The sequence below is a fragment of the Cyanobium sp. NIES-981 genome (genome assembly GCF_900088535.1).
Lineage (GTDB): Bacteria > Cyanobacteriota > Cyanobacteriia > PCC-6307 > Cyanobiaceae > NIES-981.
This window is the reverse complement of the sequence record NZ_LT578417.1, coordinates 2498296-2512282: the sequence shown is the minus strand read 5'-3', so window position 1 is coordinate 2512282 and position 13987 is coordinate 2498296. Positions and strand designations below refer to the sequence as shown.

17 protein-coding genes are annotated in these 13987 nt (G+C 69.4%); 6 read left to right on the top strand and 11 right to left on the bottom strand.

Annotated features, from left to right (window positions below; genetic code table 11):
- The first annotated feature begins 16 nt into the window (after positions 1 to 16).
- Complete coding sequence (locus tag CBM981_RS12630) at positions 17 to 1393, top strand: dihydrolipoamide acetyltransferase family protein (RefSeq protein ID WP_087068691.1); 1377 nt, start codon at positions 17 to 19, stop codon at positions 1391 to 1393.
- Positions 1394 to 1408: 15 nt separating this feature from the next.
- Positions 1409 to 2653: a tRNA preQ1(34) S-adenosylmethionine ribosyltransferase-isomerase QueA gene (queA, locus tag CBM981_RS12625; protein WP_087068690.1), complete on the top strand. Its 1245-nt coding sequence runs from the start codon at positions 1409 to 1411 to the stop codon at positions 2651 to 2653.
- 78 nt (positions 2654 to 2731) lie between these two features.
- Here the strand turns inward: queA and CBM981_RS12620 are convergent, their stop codons facing one another.
- From CBM981_RS12620 to CBM981_RS12610, 3 genes are all read right to left on the bottom strand, one after another.
- A complete protein-coding gene (locus CBM981_RS12620) occupies positions 2732 to 3331 on the bottom strand; it encodes a superoxide dismutase (RefSeq protein ID WP_087068689.1) in 600 nt (199 codons plus the stop codon).
- Between the two features lie 108 nt (positions 3332 to 3439).
- The gene (locus CBM981_RS12615; RefSeq protein WP_087068688.1) at positions 3440 to 4048 is read right to left on the bottom strand and encodes an FKBP-type peptidyl-prolyl cis-trans isomerase; all 609 of its coding nucleotides are present in this window, start codon (positions 4046 to 4048) and stop codon (positions 3440 to 3442) included.
- A 28-nt stretch (positions 4049 to 4076) separates the two neighbouring features.
- Positions 4077 to 4415 carry a phasin family protein gene (locus CBM981_RS12610; protein ID WP_087068687.1) on the bottom strand — a complete coding sequence of 113 codons (339 nt, stop codon included), beginning with the start codon at positions 4413 to 4415 and terminating at the stop codon, positions 4077 to 4079.
- 50 nt (positions 4416 to 4465) lie between these two features.
- Between CBM981_RS12610 and lnt the strand changes: the two genes are divergently transcribed.
- Positions 4466 to 6022 carry an apolipoprotein N-acyltransferase gene (gene lnt / locus CBM981_RS12605; RefSeq protein WP_087068686.1) on the top strand — a complete coding sequence of 519 codons (1557 nt, stop codon included), beginning with the start codon at positions 4466 to 4468 and terminating at the stop codon, positions 6020 to 6022.
- A gap of 162 nt (positions 6023 to 6184) precedes the next feature.
- Here lnt and CBM981_RS12600 read toward each other — a convergent pair whose 3' ends face one another.
- Positions 6185 to 6757 carry a peroxiredoxin gene (locus tag CBM981_RS12600; RefSeq protein WP_087068685.1) on the bottom strand — a complete coding sequence of 191 codons (573 nt, stop codon included), beginning with the start codon at positions 6755 to 6757 and terminating at the stop codon, positions 6185 to 6187.
- A 138-nt stretch (positions 6758 to 6895) separates the two neighbouring features.
- Between CBM981_RS12600 and CBM981_RS12595 the strand changes: the two genes are divergently transcribed.
- Entirely contained in the window at positions 6896 to 7552 is a 657-nt protein-coding gene (locus CBM981_RS12595) for a methyltransferase domain-containing protein (RefSeq protein WP_087068684.1), read from the top strand.
- Here the strand turns inward: CBM981_RS12595 and CBM981_RS12590 are convergent.
- Positions 7540 to 7977, bottom strand: coding sequence for a hypothetical protein (locus tag CBM981_RS12590; protein WP_087068683.1), 438 nt, complete (start codon positions 7975 to 7977; stop codon positions 7540 to 7542). The two genes, CBM981_RS12595 and CBM981_RS12590, sit on opposite strands and share 13 nt — an antisense overlap.
- Before the next feature lie 19 nt (positions 7978 to 7996).
- Positions 7997 to 8674 (bottom strand): pyridoxamine 5'-phosphate oxidase, encoded by a 678-nt coding sequence (gene pdxH / locus CBM981_RS12585; protein ID WP_087069416.1) that lies wholly within the window; start codon positions 8672 to 8674, stop codon positions 7997 to 7999.
- Between the two features lie 87 nt (positions 8675 to 8761).
- On the opposite strand from pdxH, the gene CBM981_RS12580 reads away from it, so the two are divergent.
- Entirely contained in the window at positions 8762 to 9307 is a 546-nt protein-coding gene (locus tag CBM981_RS12580) for a DUF1499 domain-containing protein (RefSeq protein ID WP_369801624.1), read from the top strand.
- Here the strand turns inward: CBM981_RS12580 and CBM981_RS12575 are convergent.
- Positions 9261 to 9677 (bottom strand): Crp/Fnr family transcriptional regulator, encoded by a 417-nt coding sequence (locus CBM981_RS12575; RefSeq protein ID WP_087068682.1) that lies wholly within the window; start codon positions 9675 to 9677, stop codon positions 9261 to 9263. The two genes, CBM981_RS12580 and CBM981_RS12575, sit on opposite strands and share 47 nt — an antisense overlap.
- Before the next feature lie 136 nt (positions 9678 to 9813).
- Positions 9814 to 10752, bottom strand: coding sequence for an IS481 family transposase (locus tag CBM981_RS12570; protein ID WP_087068681.1), 939 nt, complete (start codon positions 10750 to 10752; stop codon positions 9814 to 9816).
- A 98-nt stretch (positions 10753 to 10850) separates the two neighbouring features.
- Between CBM981_RS12570 and CBM981_RS12565 the strand changes: the two genes are divergently transcribed.
- The gene (locus CBM981_RS12565; RefSeq protein ID WP_087068680.1) at positions 10851 to 11396 is read left to right on the top strand and encodes a reprolysin-like metallopeptidase; all 546 of its coding nucleotides are present in this window, start codon (positions 10851 to 10853) and stop codon (positions 11394 to 11396) included.
- A 22-nt stretch (positions 11397 to 11418) separates the two neighbouring features.
- Here the strand turns inward: CBM981_RS12565 and CBM981_RS12560 are convergent, their stop codons facing one another.
- The 3 genes from CBM981_RS12560 to CBM981_RS12550 are packed head-to-tail and all read right to left on the bottom strand — an operon-like array spanning position 11419 to position 13512.
- Positions 11419 to 11745 carry a hypothetical protein gene (locus CBM981_RS12560; protein ID WP_087068679.1) on the bottom strand — a complete coding sequence of 109 codons (327 nt, stop codon included), beginning with the start codon at positions 11743 to 11745 and terminating at the stop codon, positions 11419 to 11421.
- Positions 11729 to 12562: a fatty acid desaturase gene (locus CBM981_RS12555; protein ID WP_225867389.1), complete on the bottom strand. Its 834-nt coding sequence runs from the start codon at positions 12560 to 12562 to the stop codon at positions 11729 to 11731. The genes CBM981_RS12560 and CBM981_RS12555 overlap by 17 nt, the downstream gene beginning before the upstream one ends.
- On the bottom strand, positions 12559 to 13512 hold the full coding sequence (locus CBM981_RS12550; protein ID WP_087068678.1) for an orange carotenoid-binding protein: 954 nt from the start codon (positions 13510 to 13512) through the stop codon (positions 12559 to 12561). The genes CBM981_RS12555 and CBM981_RS12550 overlap by 4 nt, the downstream gene beginning before the upstream one ends.
- Between the last annotated feature and the right edge of the window lie 475 nt (positions 13513 to 13987).

The window sequence follows — 13987 nt, the reverse complement described above, 5'->3', positions numbered from 1 at the left end:
TGCGCGGCGCACTCCGTTGGCCACCCACGAAATCTTCATGCCCGCCCTCTCCTCCACGATGACGGAGGGCAAGATCGTGGAGTGGCTCAAGCAGCCCGGTGAGCGCGTCGAGCGCGGCGAGTCCGTGCTGGTGGTGGAGAGCGACAAGGCCGACATGGATGTGGAGGCCTTCCAGGAGGGTTTTCTCGCCGCGGTGCTGATGCCGGCTGGTGGCACCGCTCCTGTGGGTGAGACGATCGGCCTCATCGTGGAAACCGAGGAGGAGATCGCTGCCGCCGCTGCCGCGGCACCCGCAGCCCCTGCCGCGGCCACTCCGGCACCGGCCGCCGCAACCCCCGCCGCCGCCGCTGCGCCGGCGGCCCCCTCGCCGGTTCCGGCTCCCGCCCCGGCCCCTGTCGCTGCGGCCCCGGCACCCGCTCCAGCCGCCGCTCCAACCGTGACGGTCCCGGTGAGCGCCCCGGCGCCCAGTGCCGGGGGGCGGGTGGTGGCCACGCCCCGGGCGAAGAAGCTGGCCGGCCAGCTGGGCGTGGATCTGGGCGCCCTGCGCGGCAGCGGTCCCCATGGCCGCATCCAGGCCGAGGACGTGCTGGCCGCCACCGGCCAGCCCATCAGCGTGCCCCGGGTGGCCGAGGGATCGGCGCCGGCTGCCGCTGCCGGCGGCAACGGTGCCAGTGCGCCGGCGCCGGCCCCCGCCGGCCAGACCTTCGGCCGCCCCGGCGAGGCCGTGGCCTTCAACACCCTGCAGAACGCGGTCAACCGCAACATGCTGGCCAGCCTGGCGGTGCCCACCTTCCGGGTGGGTTACACGATCACCACCACCAAGCTCGACGCCTTCTACAAGCAGGTGAAGAGCAAGGGCGTCACCATGACGGCGCTGCTGGCCAAGGCCGTGGCCGTCACCCTGGCCCGCCATCCCCAGGTGAACGCCGCCACCTCCGCCGACGGCAGTGCCATGGCCTACCCCGCGGCCGTGAACGTGGCCGTGGCCGTGGCGATGGAGGACGGCGGCCTGATCACGCCCGTGCTGGCCAGCGCGGACAAGACCGACATCTACGCCCTGGCCCGCAGCTGGGCCGATCTGGTGGCCCGGGCCCGCAGCAAGCAGCTGCAACCGGAGGAGTACAGCACCGGCACCTTCACCCTCAGCAATCTGGGCATGTTCGGCGTGGATCGCTTCGATGCGATCCTGCCCCCCGGCACCGGCGCCATCCTGGCGGTGGCCGCCTCCCGCCCCTGCGTGGTGGCCGGCAAGGACGGATCGATCCGGGTGGCGAACCAGATGCAGGTGAACCTCACCTGCGACCACCGCACCATCTACGGGGCCCATGCCGCCGCCTTCCTCAAGGACCTGGCCCAGCTGATCGAGACCAACCCCGAGAGCCTGGCCCTCTGACCCCCCTGCTCACCGGTGTCCAGCGCGTGCGATCAGGTCCCTGCCGCGGTCCAGGGCGTCGACCCTGACGACCTCAGGCTGTCCAGCTACGACTTCCTGCTCCCCCAGGAGCGGATCGCCCAGCGGCCGGTGGAGCCCCGCCATGCTGCCCGGCTGCTGGCGGTGGGGGCCGAGCCCGGCACCGAGGCCGGCCCGCCAGGTCTGCGTCACCTGAGGGTGTGGGATCTGCAGCATCAGCTCCGCCCCGGCGATCTGCTGGTGGTCAACGACACCCGGGTGCTGCGGGCCCGCCTGGAGGCGCGCCGCGCCAGTGGTGGCCGCGTGGAGCTGCTGGTGCTGGAACCCTGGCAGCCCTCCGCCGCAGCGCTGACGGCTTCCCTGCCGGTGCCTGCTCCCGCTGCGGGGCCTGGCCGCTGGCTGTGCCTGGCCAAGCCGGCCAAGCGGCTGCACCCGGACGACACCCTGGAGGTGGTGGCCCCGGGCCAGGAGCCCCTGGCCGTGACGATCTGCGGCCGTGACCCCCAGACCGGGGGCTGCATCGTGCAGTTTCCTGCCGCCTGCACCGACGCCGCCTCCCTCGAACCCCTGCTGGTGCAGTACGGCGCCATTCCGCTGCCGCCCTACATCCACGAGCACGACGCTTCCGACAACGACCGCTACCAGACCCGCTACGCCGCCCGCCCCGGTGCGGTGGCCGCCCCCACCGCCGGCCTGCACCTGAGCGATGGGCTGCTCGCCGCGATCCGGGCCCGCGGCGTGGCGATCGCCACCACCACCCTGCACGTGGGGCTGGGCACCTTCCGGCCGGTGGAAACCGAAGACCTGCGCGGCCTCGAACTCCACAGCGAGTGGGTGGAGGTGAGCGAGGCGCTGGTGGCGGCCGTGCAGGCCTGCCGCGCCCGGGGCGGCCGGGTGATCGCCATCGGCACCACCAGTGTGCGCAGCCTTGAGGGGGTGGCGGCCCTGCACGGCGGCGTGTTGCGGCCCCACACCGGCCCGGTGAATCTGGTGATCCAGCCCGGGTTCCGCTTCGCGGTGGTGCAGGGCCTGCTCACCAACTTCCACCTGCCGAAGAGCTCGCTGCTGCTGCTGGTGAGTGCGCTGATCGGCCGACGGCGCCTGCTGGAGCTCTACGCCGAGGCCATCGCGCAGCACTACCGCTTCTTCTCCTACGGCGATGCCATGTGGATCGCGCCGGAGGCGGTGCTGCCCCAGGCCCTGGCATCCGGCGCCCCCGGACATCCGGGGGCGGCCGCCTGAACCCTCTCCATGAAAAAGCCCCCGTTGGAGCGGGGGCCTGCTGCCACGGGGGCAGGCGCCGGGTGGGGACGCCGCGGATCAGGCAGCGGCCAGGTTGGCGGCCACGAAGTCCCAGTTCACCAGCTTCTCGAGGTAGGTGGTGATGTAGTCGGGGCGGCGGTTCTGGTAGTCGAGGTAGTAGGCGTGCTCCCACACGTCCATGGTGAGCAGGGCCTTCTGGCCATGGGCCAGGGGCAGGTCGGCGTTGGCGGTCTTGGTCACCTTGAGGGTGCCGCCGTCCAGCACCAGCCAGGCCCAGCCGCTGCCGAACTGGGTGGCGCCGGCGGTCTTGAACTGTTCCACGAAGGCTTCGAAGCTGCCGAAGTCGGCATTGATCTTCTCGGCCAGGGCGCCGGTGGGTTGCCCACCACCACCGGGCTTCATGCACTGCCAGTAGAAGCTGTGGTTCCACACCTGGGCGGCGTTGTTGAACACGCCGGCCCTGCCCGCGTCACCTGCCACGGCCGTGATGGTGTCCTCGAGGCTCTTGCCGTCGAGGTCCGTGCCCTCCACCAGCTTGTTGAGGTTGGTGACGTAGGCGTTGTGGTGCTTGCCGTGATGGAACTCGAGGGTCTGACGGGAGATATGGGGCTCGAGCGCATCGAGGCCGTAGGGCAGCGTGGGCAGCGTATGGGCCATGGATGTGATTGACGTGCTGAATGTTTCCCGCCGGTGTGCCCGGTGGGTGGGGGGATCCTAACGATCGCTACAGATTCCCTGATGCGGGCCCGGCCGGCATCCCATGGATCAGCGGCCGATCTGGAGGAGTTCCACCTCGAAGATCAGGGTGGCGTTGGGCGGGATCACGCCGCCGGCGCCGCGCTCGCCGTAGGCGAGGTCCGGCGGGATCACCAGCTTCCGCTTGCCGCCCACCTGCATGCCGGCCACGCCTTCGTCCCAGCCCTTGATCACCCGGCCGGCACCGAGGGGGAAGGAGAAGGGGCCGCGGCCGTAGCTGCTGTCGAACTCCTTGCCGCTCTCGAGGGTGCCGCGGTAATTCACGCTCACGGTCTGGCCGGAGCTGGCCTCGGGGCCATCGCCGATCACCAGATCGGTGATGCGCAGGCCGCTGGGCGTCACCCGCTCCTTGGGAGCGACCATGTCGCCGCCAAGGGCACTGGCCTGGGCGATGTCGGGGCTGGAGTCGGGGGCCATGGCAAAGAGGGTGGGGTTGGGGTCGTCGGGGTCGAGTTCAAAGCTGGCCATCGCCGCCCGGGGCTGGGCGGCGATGGCGGCGGCTTCCATGGGGGCGGCGGGAGCGGCGGCCTCCACCGTGGTGGGATTCACCAGCTGACTCACCAGCGCCAGCAGCAGACAGGCCACACAGACGGTGGTGCTGATCAGGATGTCGCGCATGACGGACCCGCGGGGGGCATGATTCTGCCTACTCGCCCGCGGCCTCGCCGTTGCGCTGGCGCTGGGCCTGCTCCAGCCGGTCGATCCGCCCCCGCAGCTCGTCGAGTTCCCGCTGCAGGGGAATGCCGAGATCCTGCAGCAGCTGGTCGCGGTTGCGCTCCAGCTGCCGGCCGGCCTGTTCCTCCAGCCCCGGGGTGTCCCCCCGCAGGGCCCTGAGCACGTCCTCCACCAGGGCGGAGGCGTGGCTGGGGTCCAGCTTGCCGCTGCGCACCCACTCCTGGGTGACGTAGCGCAGCCGGTCGCTCACCAGGGAGGTGGTGCCCAGGCCCCGCAGCAGCAGCTGGTGCAGAGGGTTGGAGGAGTCCATCGCAGTGGTCGGGTCTGCTTCAACCTTGGCGCTTCCTAGGTTGGACTGCCATGGCGGTCGAGGGACGGTTGGCCTGGATCGTGGTGGGGGTTTCCGGCCTGCTGGCGGGGCTGGCTCTGCCTCCGCTGGGATGCCCGCCGCTGGCCTGGCTGGCGCTGGCGTTGCTGTGGAGCGCGAGTGGCCTGGGGCCGTCCCGGCAGCTGCTGCTCGGTTCCGGGCTGTGGGGCGGGCTGGCGGTGCTGCTGAGCCATCGCTGGCTGCTGGGGCTGCACCCCCTGGACTGGATTGGGGTGCCCCTGCCCCTCAGCCTGCCGCTCTGTGGGCTGCTGCTGCTGCTGTGTGCGGCACTGGGGGCCGTGCTGTTGGCCTGCTGGGCCTGGCTTGCGGCCGTGCTGGGGCCCCAGCGCCCCGGCACGGCGCTGCTGCTGAGTGGGGTGTGGGGCCTGGCGGAGGTGCTTCTGGCCCGCGGCCCGCTGTTCTGGCTGGGCCTCGGCGCTGCGCCCCTGCCCCACGACAGGCCGCTGGCCGGTCTGGCGGTGCTGGGCGGCAGCGGCCTGGTGGCGGCGGTGCAGGTTCTGCTCGGCTGGGGGCTGTGGCGCGTGGTCGCCGCCCCCGCCGGCCGCCTCCGCCGCCTGGCGACCTGGCTGCTGCTGGTGCTGCTGCTGCACGGGGCGGGGGCGGCGCTGCTCGCCGGCCAGCCTCCAGGGTCTGCGGCCAGCGAGCGCGTGCTGGTGCTGCAGCCCGCCATCCCCACCCGCGAGAAGCAGACAGGGGCGGCCCGCCAGCGCCTGGCGCTCCTGCTGGAGCAGGCCATGGCGGAGGCCCAGCGGCGGCGGGCGGCGGTGGTGGTGCTGCCGGAAGGCGCCCTCGGGCTGGAACCGCGGCTGGCCCAACCGGCGGCGGTGGAGCTGCTCAGTGGCGGCTTTCGCTGGCAGGACGGCGCCGGCGGGCCGGAACAGCGCAGCGCCCTGCTGCGGTTCGAGCCGGGGGCGCGGCAGGCCAGCGGCGCGGTGGACAAGCACCGGCTGGTGCCCCTGGGGGAATGGGTTCCCCTGGCGTCATGGTGGCGCTGGAGCGGCCTCTCGGCGGTCGGCGGGGTGGAGCCGGGGGCCCCGTCCCGCCTGCTGATCCGGCCTGCGGGGCCGGTGGCGGTGGCCATCTGCTACGAGATCTCCGATGGCGGCGCCCTCGCGGCGGCCAGCCGGAACGGTGCCACCTGGCTGCTGGCCAGCGCCAACCTCGATCCCTACCCCCTGATGCTGCAGCGCCAGTTCGCGGCGCTGGCGCAGCTGCGGGCCATCGAAACCGGGCGCTGGCTGGTGAGCTCCGCCAACACCGGCCCCAGCCTGCTGGTGACTCCCCAGGGGATCGTGCAGGCCGCCCTGGCGCCGGGGCGCGCCGCTGTGGCGCTGTTCGAGCCGGAGCTCCGTGCCGGCCTCACCCCCTATGGCCGTTGCGGGGAGGCCCTGCTGCTGGTCCTCGTGGGGGCGGGGGCCCTCACCCGCTGGAGGACCGGCAGCCCCGGCTGCAGAGCGGAGTCAGCCGGCGAAGCGGAGGGCCACCTCCACCAGGGTGAAGCCCAGAAGCCCGACCAGGGCAAGGAGTGATCCGAAGCTGCTCATCATGCTGCTCGTCATGCCGCTTGTCATTCAGAGGCGCCAGGTGGCGCGGTGACCCGTAGGCCATCCCACCAATTCTGACGAAATCCTTAAGGAGGCGCCCGTGGCGGTTGCTACGGGCGCGGCAATCGTTACGAGCCGTTGTGGTGCTCAGCCCTCGAACGCCAGGGCCGGTTCCCGCACCCCCTGGGGCGTCTGGCCGCGCAGGTAGGCCAGCATGGTGTCGGCATCGGAGACCTCGAAGGGGTCGATGGGGCAGTTGTCCCCGAAGTCGGGCTCGACGAAGATCTTCTCGATGCGGCCATCGTCCACCAGCATCGAGTAGCGCCAGGAGCGCAGCCCGAAGCCCAGGTTGGACTTGTCCACCAGCATCCCCATCTTGCGGGTGAACTCGCCGTTGCCGTCCGGCAGCAGGAAGACCTTGTCGGCGCCCACGTGCCGCCCCCACTGGAACATCACGAAGGCATCGTTCACCGAGAGGCAGATGATCTGGTCGATGCCCTCGGCGCGGAACTGCTCGTGGAGCTCCTCGTAGCGGGGCAGGTGGTTGGAGGAGCAGGTGGGGGTGAAGGCCCCCGGCAGGGAGAACAGCACCACCCGCTTGCCGGAGAAGATCTCCTCGGTGGTGAGGTCCTGCCAGCGGTAGGGGTTGGGCCCGGGGATGGATTCATCCCGCACGCGGGTCTTGAAGGTGACGGAGGGAACGCGTTCGATCACGGCCATGGAACGGGACAGAGTCAGGAGAGGTGGTCGGGGGCGGCGGCGCCGGCCTCCGCTTACAACTCATAATGACTCCGGTTTGCATTAGCTGCCAATAGGTGGTTCTGCTCATCGGCGCTGCCGCTGCGGCAGTGTGGGGGCATGGAGCGCGATGCCGCCGCCGTTGCCGAGGCCTGGGATGCCCGCTACCGCGAGCAGCGCGACGGCTGGGAGCTGGGCAGGCCCGCTCCCCCGCTCGAGGCCTTTCTGCGCCGCCATCCCCTGGCCCCCCGGCCCCCCGGGGTGGTGCTGGTGCCGGGCTGCGGCCGGGGCCATGAGGCGGCGCTGCTGGCGGACCTGGGCTTCTCGGCGGTGGGGGTGGATGTGAGCGGCGAGGCCGTGCGCCGGGCGCGGCAGCTGCACGGTGCGCGGCACCCCGGCATCCGCTGGCTGCAGCGGGATCTCTTCGATGGGGAGGGCCTGGCGCGCCAGGGCCTGGACAGCGGCAGCCTGGACGGGGTGCTGGAGCACACCTGTTTCTGCGCGATCGACCCCGCCCAGCGGCAGGCCTACATCGCCACCGCGGCCAGGCTGCTGCGCCCCGGGGGCTGGCTGCTGGGACTCTTCTGGTGCCATGGCCGGCCGGGGGGGCCTCCCTGGGGCAGTGACCCCGCGGCCATCGCCGGCCTCTGCCGTGCAGCGGGCCTGCGCCAGGAGCTGTGGCAGCCGGCGGAGGATTCGGTGCCGCAGCGGGAGCACGAGTGGATCGGCCTGTGGCGCCGCGAGGCCCTCAGCCCGGCCGTTCCTCAGCGCGCCTGACGCCACCACATCCAGCCCTCCAGGTTGATCGCCAGGCCGATGGCGGTGAGCACGGCCATCAGCACCACCTGATCCACCCGGGAATCCGGCACCAGGATGTCCGCCAGCAGGTGCGGCACGTTGGTGACCGAGTAGGCCACGCTGAACCAGAAGTGGAGGCGGCGCCAGGGCCGCCAGCTCCGCTGCGGGTCGGCGGCGCTGGCGGCATAGCCGATCAGCACCAGGGCCAGCAGCGGCAGCAGGAAATAGCCCAGCATCGCGCCGTAGAGCCAGGGCAGCAGCTCGGTGGGCACGTGGCCGTGGATCTCGGCCGACTGGCCGTGGAACAGGGGCATCAGGCCGAGATCCACGTGGAAGAGCATGGCCAGCAGCCAGGCCAGCCAGAGCACGATCAGCCGCTGGCCGTGGTTGATCCGTGGCGTCATGGTGCTGAGGCGTCTGCCTTCAGGGTGCCAACCGTTCGATCCGCCAGCTGCTCCCCTCCCGGCGATAGAGAAAGCGGTCATGCAGCCGGTTCTCGCGGCCCTGCCAGAACTCGATGCTCTCGGGCACGACCCGGAATCCCCCCCAGCTGGGCGGCAGGGGCACATCCCCATCGGCGAAGCGCCGCTTCATGTGCTCCCACTGCAGCTCCAGGATCTTGCGGGAGCTGATCACGCTGCTCTGCTGGGAGACCCAGGCCCCGAGGCGGCTGCCCCAGGGCCTGGAGCTGAAGTAAGCGAGGGATTCGGCCGCCGAGATCCTCTCGGCGCGGCCCTCGATCGCCACCTGGCGCTCCAGGGGATACCAGGGGAACAGCAGCCCCACCCACGGCCTGGAGGCGATCTGGCGGGCCTTGCGGCTGCCGTAGTTGGTGAAGAACACGAAGCCCCGCTGGTCGTAGGCCTTGAGCAGCACCGTGCGGGAACTGGTGCGCTCCCCTGCGGAGGTGCTCAGCACCATGGCGTTGGGCTCGGGCAGGGCGGCGCCGCGGGCCTGCTCGAACCACTGGCGGAACTGCTCCACGGGATCGTCGGCCAGCTCGGCGCGCCGCAGGCCGCCGCGGCTGTAGGAGCGGCGCAGGGCGGCCAGGTCGGCCTGGGTTTCGGAGGGATCCGGGCGGCCGGCGTCCCGGGAGTCCATCATGGCTGGGGGGTCCCGTGCGAAGGCATCGAGCCGCGCAACGCCCGGCCTGCTCCGATCCTGCCCGGGCCGGCCGCCCGCCGGTCGATGGCATGTCGATCCCATGCCCATGCCACTGCCGATGTCAACGCCGATGTCAACGCCGATGTCAATCAGGAGGCTGGTTCTGTGATGGTGCTGCTGCAGTCCTGGCTTCTGGCCCTCAGCTTCGGACTGTTTCACCTGGTCGGTCCGGTGCCGGCGGAGCTGGGGGTCCGCGAGGGGGCCCTGGCGGCGTGTCCGTCCCCCGCCCACTGTGCCCGGGCCGACTGGCCGGTGGCCGATCCCCAGGCTGCGCTGGCCGTGGTGCTGCCGGCGCTGATGGCCCAGCCCCGGGTGACGCTGGAGGTGCAGAGCCCCGGCTACGTGCACGCCACCGCCAGCAGTGCCCTCTTCGGCTTCGTCGACGACGTGGAGCTCTATGCCGATGCCGGCCGCGGTGTGTTGCAGGCCCGCTCGGTGTCACGGCTGGGTGAGTCCGATCTGGGCGTGAATGCCCGGCGGCTGGACACCCTGGCGTTGGCGCTCGAACAGGACGGTGCGAGCCTCAGAGGGAGTCGGCCGTCCCGAGCTGATCCTGAACCCGGCGCTTGAGATCCCGCAGCCGTGCCCCCAGCGACTGGAGCATCTCCAGGGCGAACATCGGCGTTTCCTGAACGGCGAACAGGAACTCCTGCTGGTTCATCACCAGCAGCTTGCCCTCGCTCATGGCACGGGCCGTGCCGAAGCGCCGGTGCTCCGGGTCGAGGAAGGCGCCGATGCCGAAGGTCTCGCCGGGGCCGATCCGTTCGGTCATCTCCCCTGCGTTCCACTCCAGCTCCACGGAGCCCTCGAGCACCCCGTAGAGGCAGTCACCGCGGTCGCCACTGCGGAAGATCACCTGGCCGGGCTCGATGGTCAGCACCGCCTGGTGTCTGGCCATGGCCCGGATCGTGTCCAGTGCGGTTTTGGAGGTGAGATGCATGGAAGGGGATGCAGGCAGGGCCCTGGGGCACCAGCTTGCCAAGCAAGGGTTAAGGACAAGGGTCTGAGGTGGTGGCGTTGCCGGAAACGGCTTGACAGGCCCGGCTCGACCTGGCTAGGTGTGCTTTCTCACCAGGTTATTCAGCGATCTGCAGCCGCTGGAGCGACTGAAGTGGCGTGATGCTTCCTAGGGCCATGTGGCACCTACGACCGTTGTAGATCCCGAGATATCGGCTTAGCCACTGGTTCCGCTCCTCGGAGGTCTGAAAGGACATGCCGTAGGCCCATTCCTCCAGCAGGGTGCGGATGAATCGCTCCGCCTTGCCATTGGTGCGGGGTGTGTACGGCCTGGTGCGGATCGGCTTGAGATCCAGGGCCTTGCAGGCTTTTCGCCACTCGCCGGATCGGTAGGCCGAACCGTTGTCCGAGAGGATCCGCTTGCAGGTGATGCCTTGATCTGAGAACCAGCCCACTGCCCGGGCCAGGAAGCCCACGGTGGTGGCCTTCTTCTCGTCAGGGAGCACCTCGACGTAGGCCAGCCGGGTGGCGTCATCAATGGCCACGTGGACCTTCTCATAGCCGGCACCACGGGAGGAGCCCAGCCGCCGATCGCCGGTGATTCGGTGCCCCACCTGGCGGAACCGCGCCAGCTGTTTGGTGTCGACGTGGATCATCTCGCCGGGCCGCTGCCACTGGTAGCGGCGCACCGGTGGCCTGGGCTCCAGGTTCCGGAGACGGCCCAGGCCGAGCGCCTTGAGCACCCTGCCCACGGTGGAGAGGGGCGCCTGCAGCGAATGGGCGATGCGGCGCAGGGTGCAGCGCTGGTGCCGTAAGTCCACAGCGTGCTGCAGTCGCTGCGGATCGAGCGTCCGCCGTTGGCTGCGGCGAACGCTCCGTCGATCCGCCAGAGCCGCTGGACCTCCTTCACGGAACCGGCCCAGCCACTTGTAGGCGGTGCGCAGGCTGATTCCCGCAGCGGCCGCAAGGGCCTTGAGCGGCACGCCCTCATCGAGGTGCCGACAAATCAGGCGTTGTCGACTGATCAGTGTCAGTCGCGCATTGGGGTGGCTATGCATGGGGGGTGAGGTCTTGGGACGGGCGGTGACACCCCGACCCTGGCGACCTCACACCCCCTTGTCAGCTGAACAACCTGGTGGGACTACACACCTAGGCCGTGGCTGACGACGGGGCGGCAGGGCCGGTGGGGATCGCCATCGAGGGCATCGTGGATCGGCGCTGGGCCCGTGCGCTGGACCGCTTCTCCGGTGGCGACGGGGTGGTGCACTACTGGATCAACCGCAGGGGATCTGGTGGCGCCGTGCCGATCTCGCGGGTCGAAGCCCGGTTCATCCGCAGGGTGTTCTCCCGGGTGGATCAGGTGACAGGCCTGCGGCTGGTGGAGAAGCGATCCCGGCGCGCGTCCGACATCGATGTGAGCAACGTGGTGGATCTCGGTGGCTCCACCATCGGGCTGGCCAGGATGCGCAGGGGCTGGTTCGAGCTGTTCTGGGAGGACAGGATCGGATCGGGTCTGAGCCGGGGCGAACGCCGCACGATCACCCACGAGATCGGCCACGCGTTCGGCCTGGATCATCCGTTCGGCAGCGGATTCAACCCGCTCTATGACACCTCCGACACGATCATGTCGTACAACACCACCCGCAACAGCACCTTCACCGCCTCGGATGTGCGTGCCCTTCAGTTTCTCTGGGGGGCCTGACTGTCAGAAGCGGGCCACGGCCTCAGAAGCGGGACATGGCCTTCACCTTGGCCAGCTTGTCGGCCTCCAGGCCCTCCAGCTCCTCGATCGCCAGCAGCTCATCCTTCACCAGGCCCGCCAGCACGAAGAGGATCCCGCCGAGGCGGAAATCGAAACGCCCCTCCATCGTGTGCCGCTCGATGCTCAGGAAGTCGTGCAGCTGCCACACCTCCTCGGCGGAGGCGAGCGCCTCGGTGCTGGTGCGCAGCCGGGCGATCAGGATGTCCACAGCGCGGATTCTGGCGTTCTCGAGGGCTGCCCGCGCAATCATCTGCTCGCGGTCGGTCCAGCTGTCAACCATCGTGTCCATGGGCTGCATACCCTTGCTTGTCGTCCCCTGTCGAAGCTAGGGGGAGGCCGCAGGCCGGCGAGAGCGGGCTGTTGCAAAGGTTGGCGGGGAGCCTGTCCCACCCGGGGGTGGCGGCCAGCCGGGGAAGTTCGTGCCAGGCCAGGCTCGGAGCCGCATGGTGCTCGTGGTGGTAGCCGAAGTGGTAGCAGGCCAGCAGCGACAGCCAGGGCGGCAAGCGAAGGCTGTGGACCTGGTGGGCGCCATCGCGGCCTCGGCCCCCGCGGTGGGGCAGATAGGTGCCGAAGGCAAACAGCTGGGCCGAGCTGAGCACCAGGGGCAGGGTGCAGAACACCAGCACGTTGAGCCACGCCGTTGGCGTGACCAGGCTCGCCACGAGACCCAGCAGGGCCCAGCCGCTGAGCAGTGCCCCCATCTGCCGCACGCTCAGATAGCCCGCCATGAAGCGGGCATACCAGGTGAGCACTCCGGCGTGGGGGTCTGGATGCACATCGGGATCAGCAGGGCTCGCCGGTGCCAGGTGATGCAACCGGTGGTTGCGGCGGCATTGCCGGTAGGGGAGGGCTGCATACAGGCCCAGGGCGAAGCAGCCGATCCGGTCGTTCAGGCGCCTGTGCTGGGGCAGCAGCACACCGTGGATGGCGTCATGCCCCACGATGAAGAGGCCCGTCTGCAGAAAGGTGCGGGCCAGAACGCTCAGTACCACAAGGGCAGGCGAGAGCTGCTGCAGGGGCTGAAGCAGCCCCGCCAGCAACGAGACCAGCCAGCCCAGGATGATCCAGGCGGCCAGGATGGGTCCGCACCAGGGGTTGGGCCTCAACGGCGAAACTTCAGCAGCTCCGCCGGGGAGGCCAGCAGGTCGATGGCCACGAAGTAGATCTTCCCTTCGGGGTCGAGCAGGAACCGCCAGGCCACGTTCATGCCCACCCCAGCACCGAACCAGGGGGTCTGCACCTTGCCGGTGACCTTGATCTGGGTGAAGTTGCCTTCGGTGGGCTCGGCATAGCCCCGCTCCGGCAGGAGCCTGAGATTCTGGCAATCCTGGCGGAAGAAGTTCAGGATCGCATCCCTGCCCACAATCGGTTTCTGGAAGGGAGGCTGCAGAGCACCATCGGGAAGGAAGAGCTCGATGAGGGCATCGAAATCGTTGGCATTGAGCAGATCCATGTAGTTGTTCACCGTGGGGTTGATCACCCCTTCGATGAACACCTTGGTGCGCTTCTCTTCTGGAGTCGCAGCCACCACGGGCTCCATCACCTGCTGACCCGTGCCTTTGGCGGGATCAAAGCCCATGTCCTCCACGAAGTTGCGCAGCAGGGTGATCTGCTGCCCCTGATCCACGGCCTTGAGGGAATCGAGCACGGCCAGGGCATTGGCGGAAAGCTGATAGCCCTCGGGAATCGGGGCCACGACGCCTTCGGCCATCCACTCGCCAAGCTGATACCAGAAGCCCAGCTTGATGTTCACTGACCAGCTGGCGTAGGTGCGGCAGATTTCGGAGTCGGTGCGGTTGGCCAGGTCGCACATCACCTGGCTCTGCTCTGGAAAGCTCATCCCCCGGATCTGCTGCAGCACGCCCTCGGCAAACTGCATCCTGGCTGCCCCCGGAGCGGCAATGGTGATGGTTTTGCCCATCTCCAGGTAGGCAAACCAGATCAGGGCGAGTTGATCTTCTGCGCTCAGAAGGCGGAACCGTGCCGTGATCGCCGGAACCACATCAGCCCGGAGAGTTTCCGGAAAGATCTGAGTAGCTTTCTGTAGCGTGAACATGCGATGCTCTCGCAAAACTAATCTTTTCTGGTCTAGCTACCTTGAGGGAAGGTTTGGTCTTTCGTTCTCAATTCTTCAAAGAGCATCCAGGTCTGAACTCTCCTGGCGCTGTCCTGCTGTAGCCTGGTACAGAACAGGAAGGCTGTTTGATCTTCTCGTTCTTTACTTCTTGATTGATCGTCTGTTTCGTTTTCCTGCTCTTTCCTGCCGCACTCTGCTGCTGCTCAGCTCGTTTCTCCGGTTCTTTTGTCCCAGTCGATCCTGCTTGTTGCCTGAATTGGCCCGTGCGCCAGAGTTCCGCTGTCGCCGCGATGAGTTCGTTGGCTTCCCCTGGATGGATGTGGGGATCTGAAGGCCGGCACCGGGAGGGTGCGTGGATCCCTCTCCTGTTGTGAATCGTGAGCTTGCTGGATCGCAGGTCTGGAGGTGATCGGGCCTTGGCGTGGGCCCGGCGGCGGAGGTGGCGCTGGGGGCC

Excerpts from the sequence above, each read along its gene's own strand:
- CBM981_RS12620 (WP_087068689.1), bottom strand. The coding sequence starts at position 3,331 with ATGGCCCATACGCTGCCCACGCTGCCCTACGGCCTCGATGCGCTCGAG.
- CBM981_RS12615 (WP_087068688.1), bottom strand. The coding sequence starts at position 4,048 with ATGCGCGACATCCTGATCAGCACCACCGTCTGTGTGGCCTGTCTGCTG.
- CBM981_RS12610 (WP_087068687.1), bottom strand. The coding sequence starts at position 4,415 with ATGGACTCCTCCAACCCTCTGCACCAGCTGCTGCTGCGGGGCCTGGGC.
- lnt (WP_087068686.1), top strand. The coding sequence starts at position 4,466 with ATGGCGGTCGAGGGACGGTTGGCCTGGATCGTGGTGGGGGTTTCCGGC.
- CBM981_RS12600 (WP_087068685.1), bottom strand. The coding sequence starts at position 6,757 with ATGGCCGTGATCGAACGCGTTCCCTCCGTCACCTTCAAGACCCGCGTG.
- CBM981_RS12595 (WP_087068684.1), top strand. The coding sequence starts at position 6,896 with ATGGAGCGCGATGCCGCCGCCGTTGCCGAGGCCTGGGATGCCCGCTAC.
- CBM981_RS12590 (WP_087068683.1), bottom strand. The coding sequence starts at position 7,977 with ATGACGCCACGGATCAACCACGGCCAGCGGCTGATCGTGCTCTGGCTG.
- pdxH (WP_087069416.1), bottom strand. The coding sequence starts at position 8,674 with ATGGACTCCCGGGACGCCGGCCGCCCGGATCCCTCCGAAACCCAGGCC.
- CBM981_RS12580 (WP_369801624.1), top strand. The coding sequence starts at position 8,762 with ATGGCATGTCGATCCCATGCCCATGCCACTGCCGATGTCAACGCCGAT.
- CBM981_RS12575 (WP_087068682.1), bottom strand. The coding sequence starts at position 9,677 with ATGCATCTCACCTCCAAAACCGCACTGGACACGATCCGGGCCATGGCC.
- CBM981_RS12570 (WP_087068681.1), bottom strand. The coding sequence starts at position 10,752 with ATGCATAGCCACCCCAATGCGCGACTGACACTGATCAGTCGACAACGC.
- CBM981_RS12560 (WP_087068679.1), bottom strand. The coding sequence starts at position 11,745 with ATGGACACGATGGTTGACAGCTGGACCGACCGCGAGCAGATGATTGCG.
- CBM981_RS12550 (WP_087068678.1), bottom strand. The coding sequence starts at position 13,512 with ATGTTCACGCTACAGAAAGCTACTCAGATCTTTCCGGAAACTCTCCGG.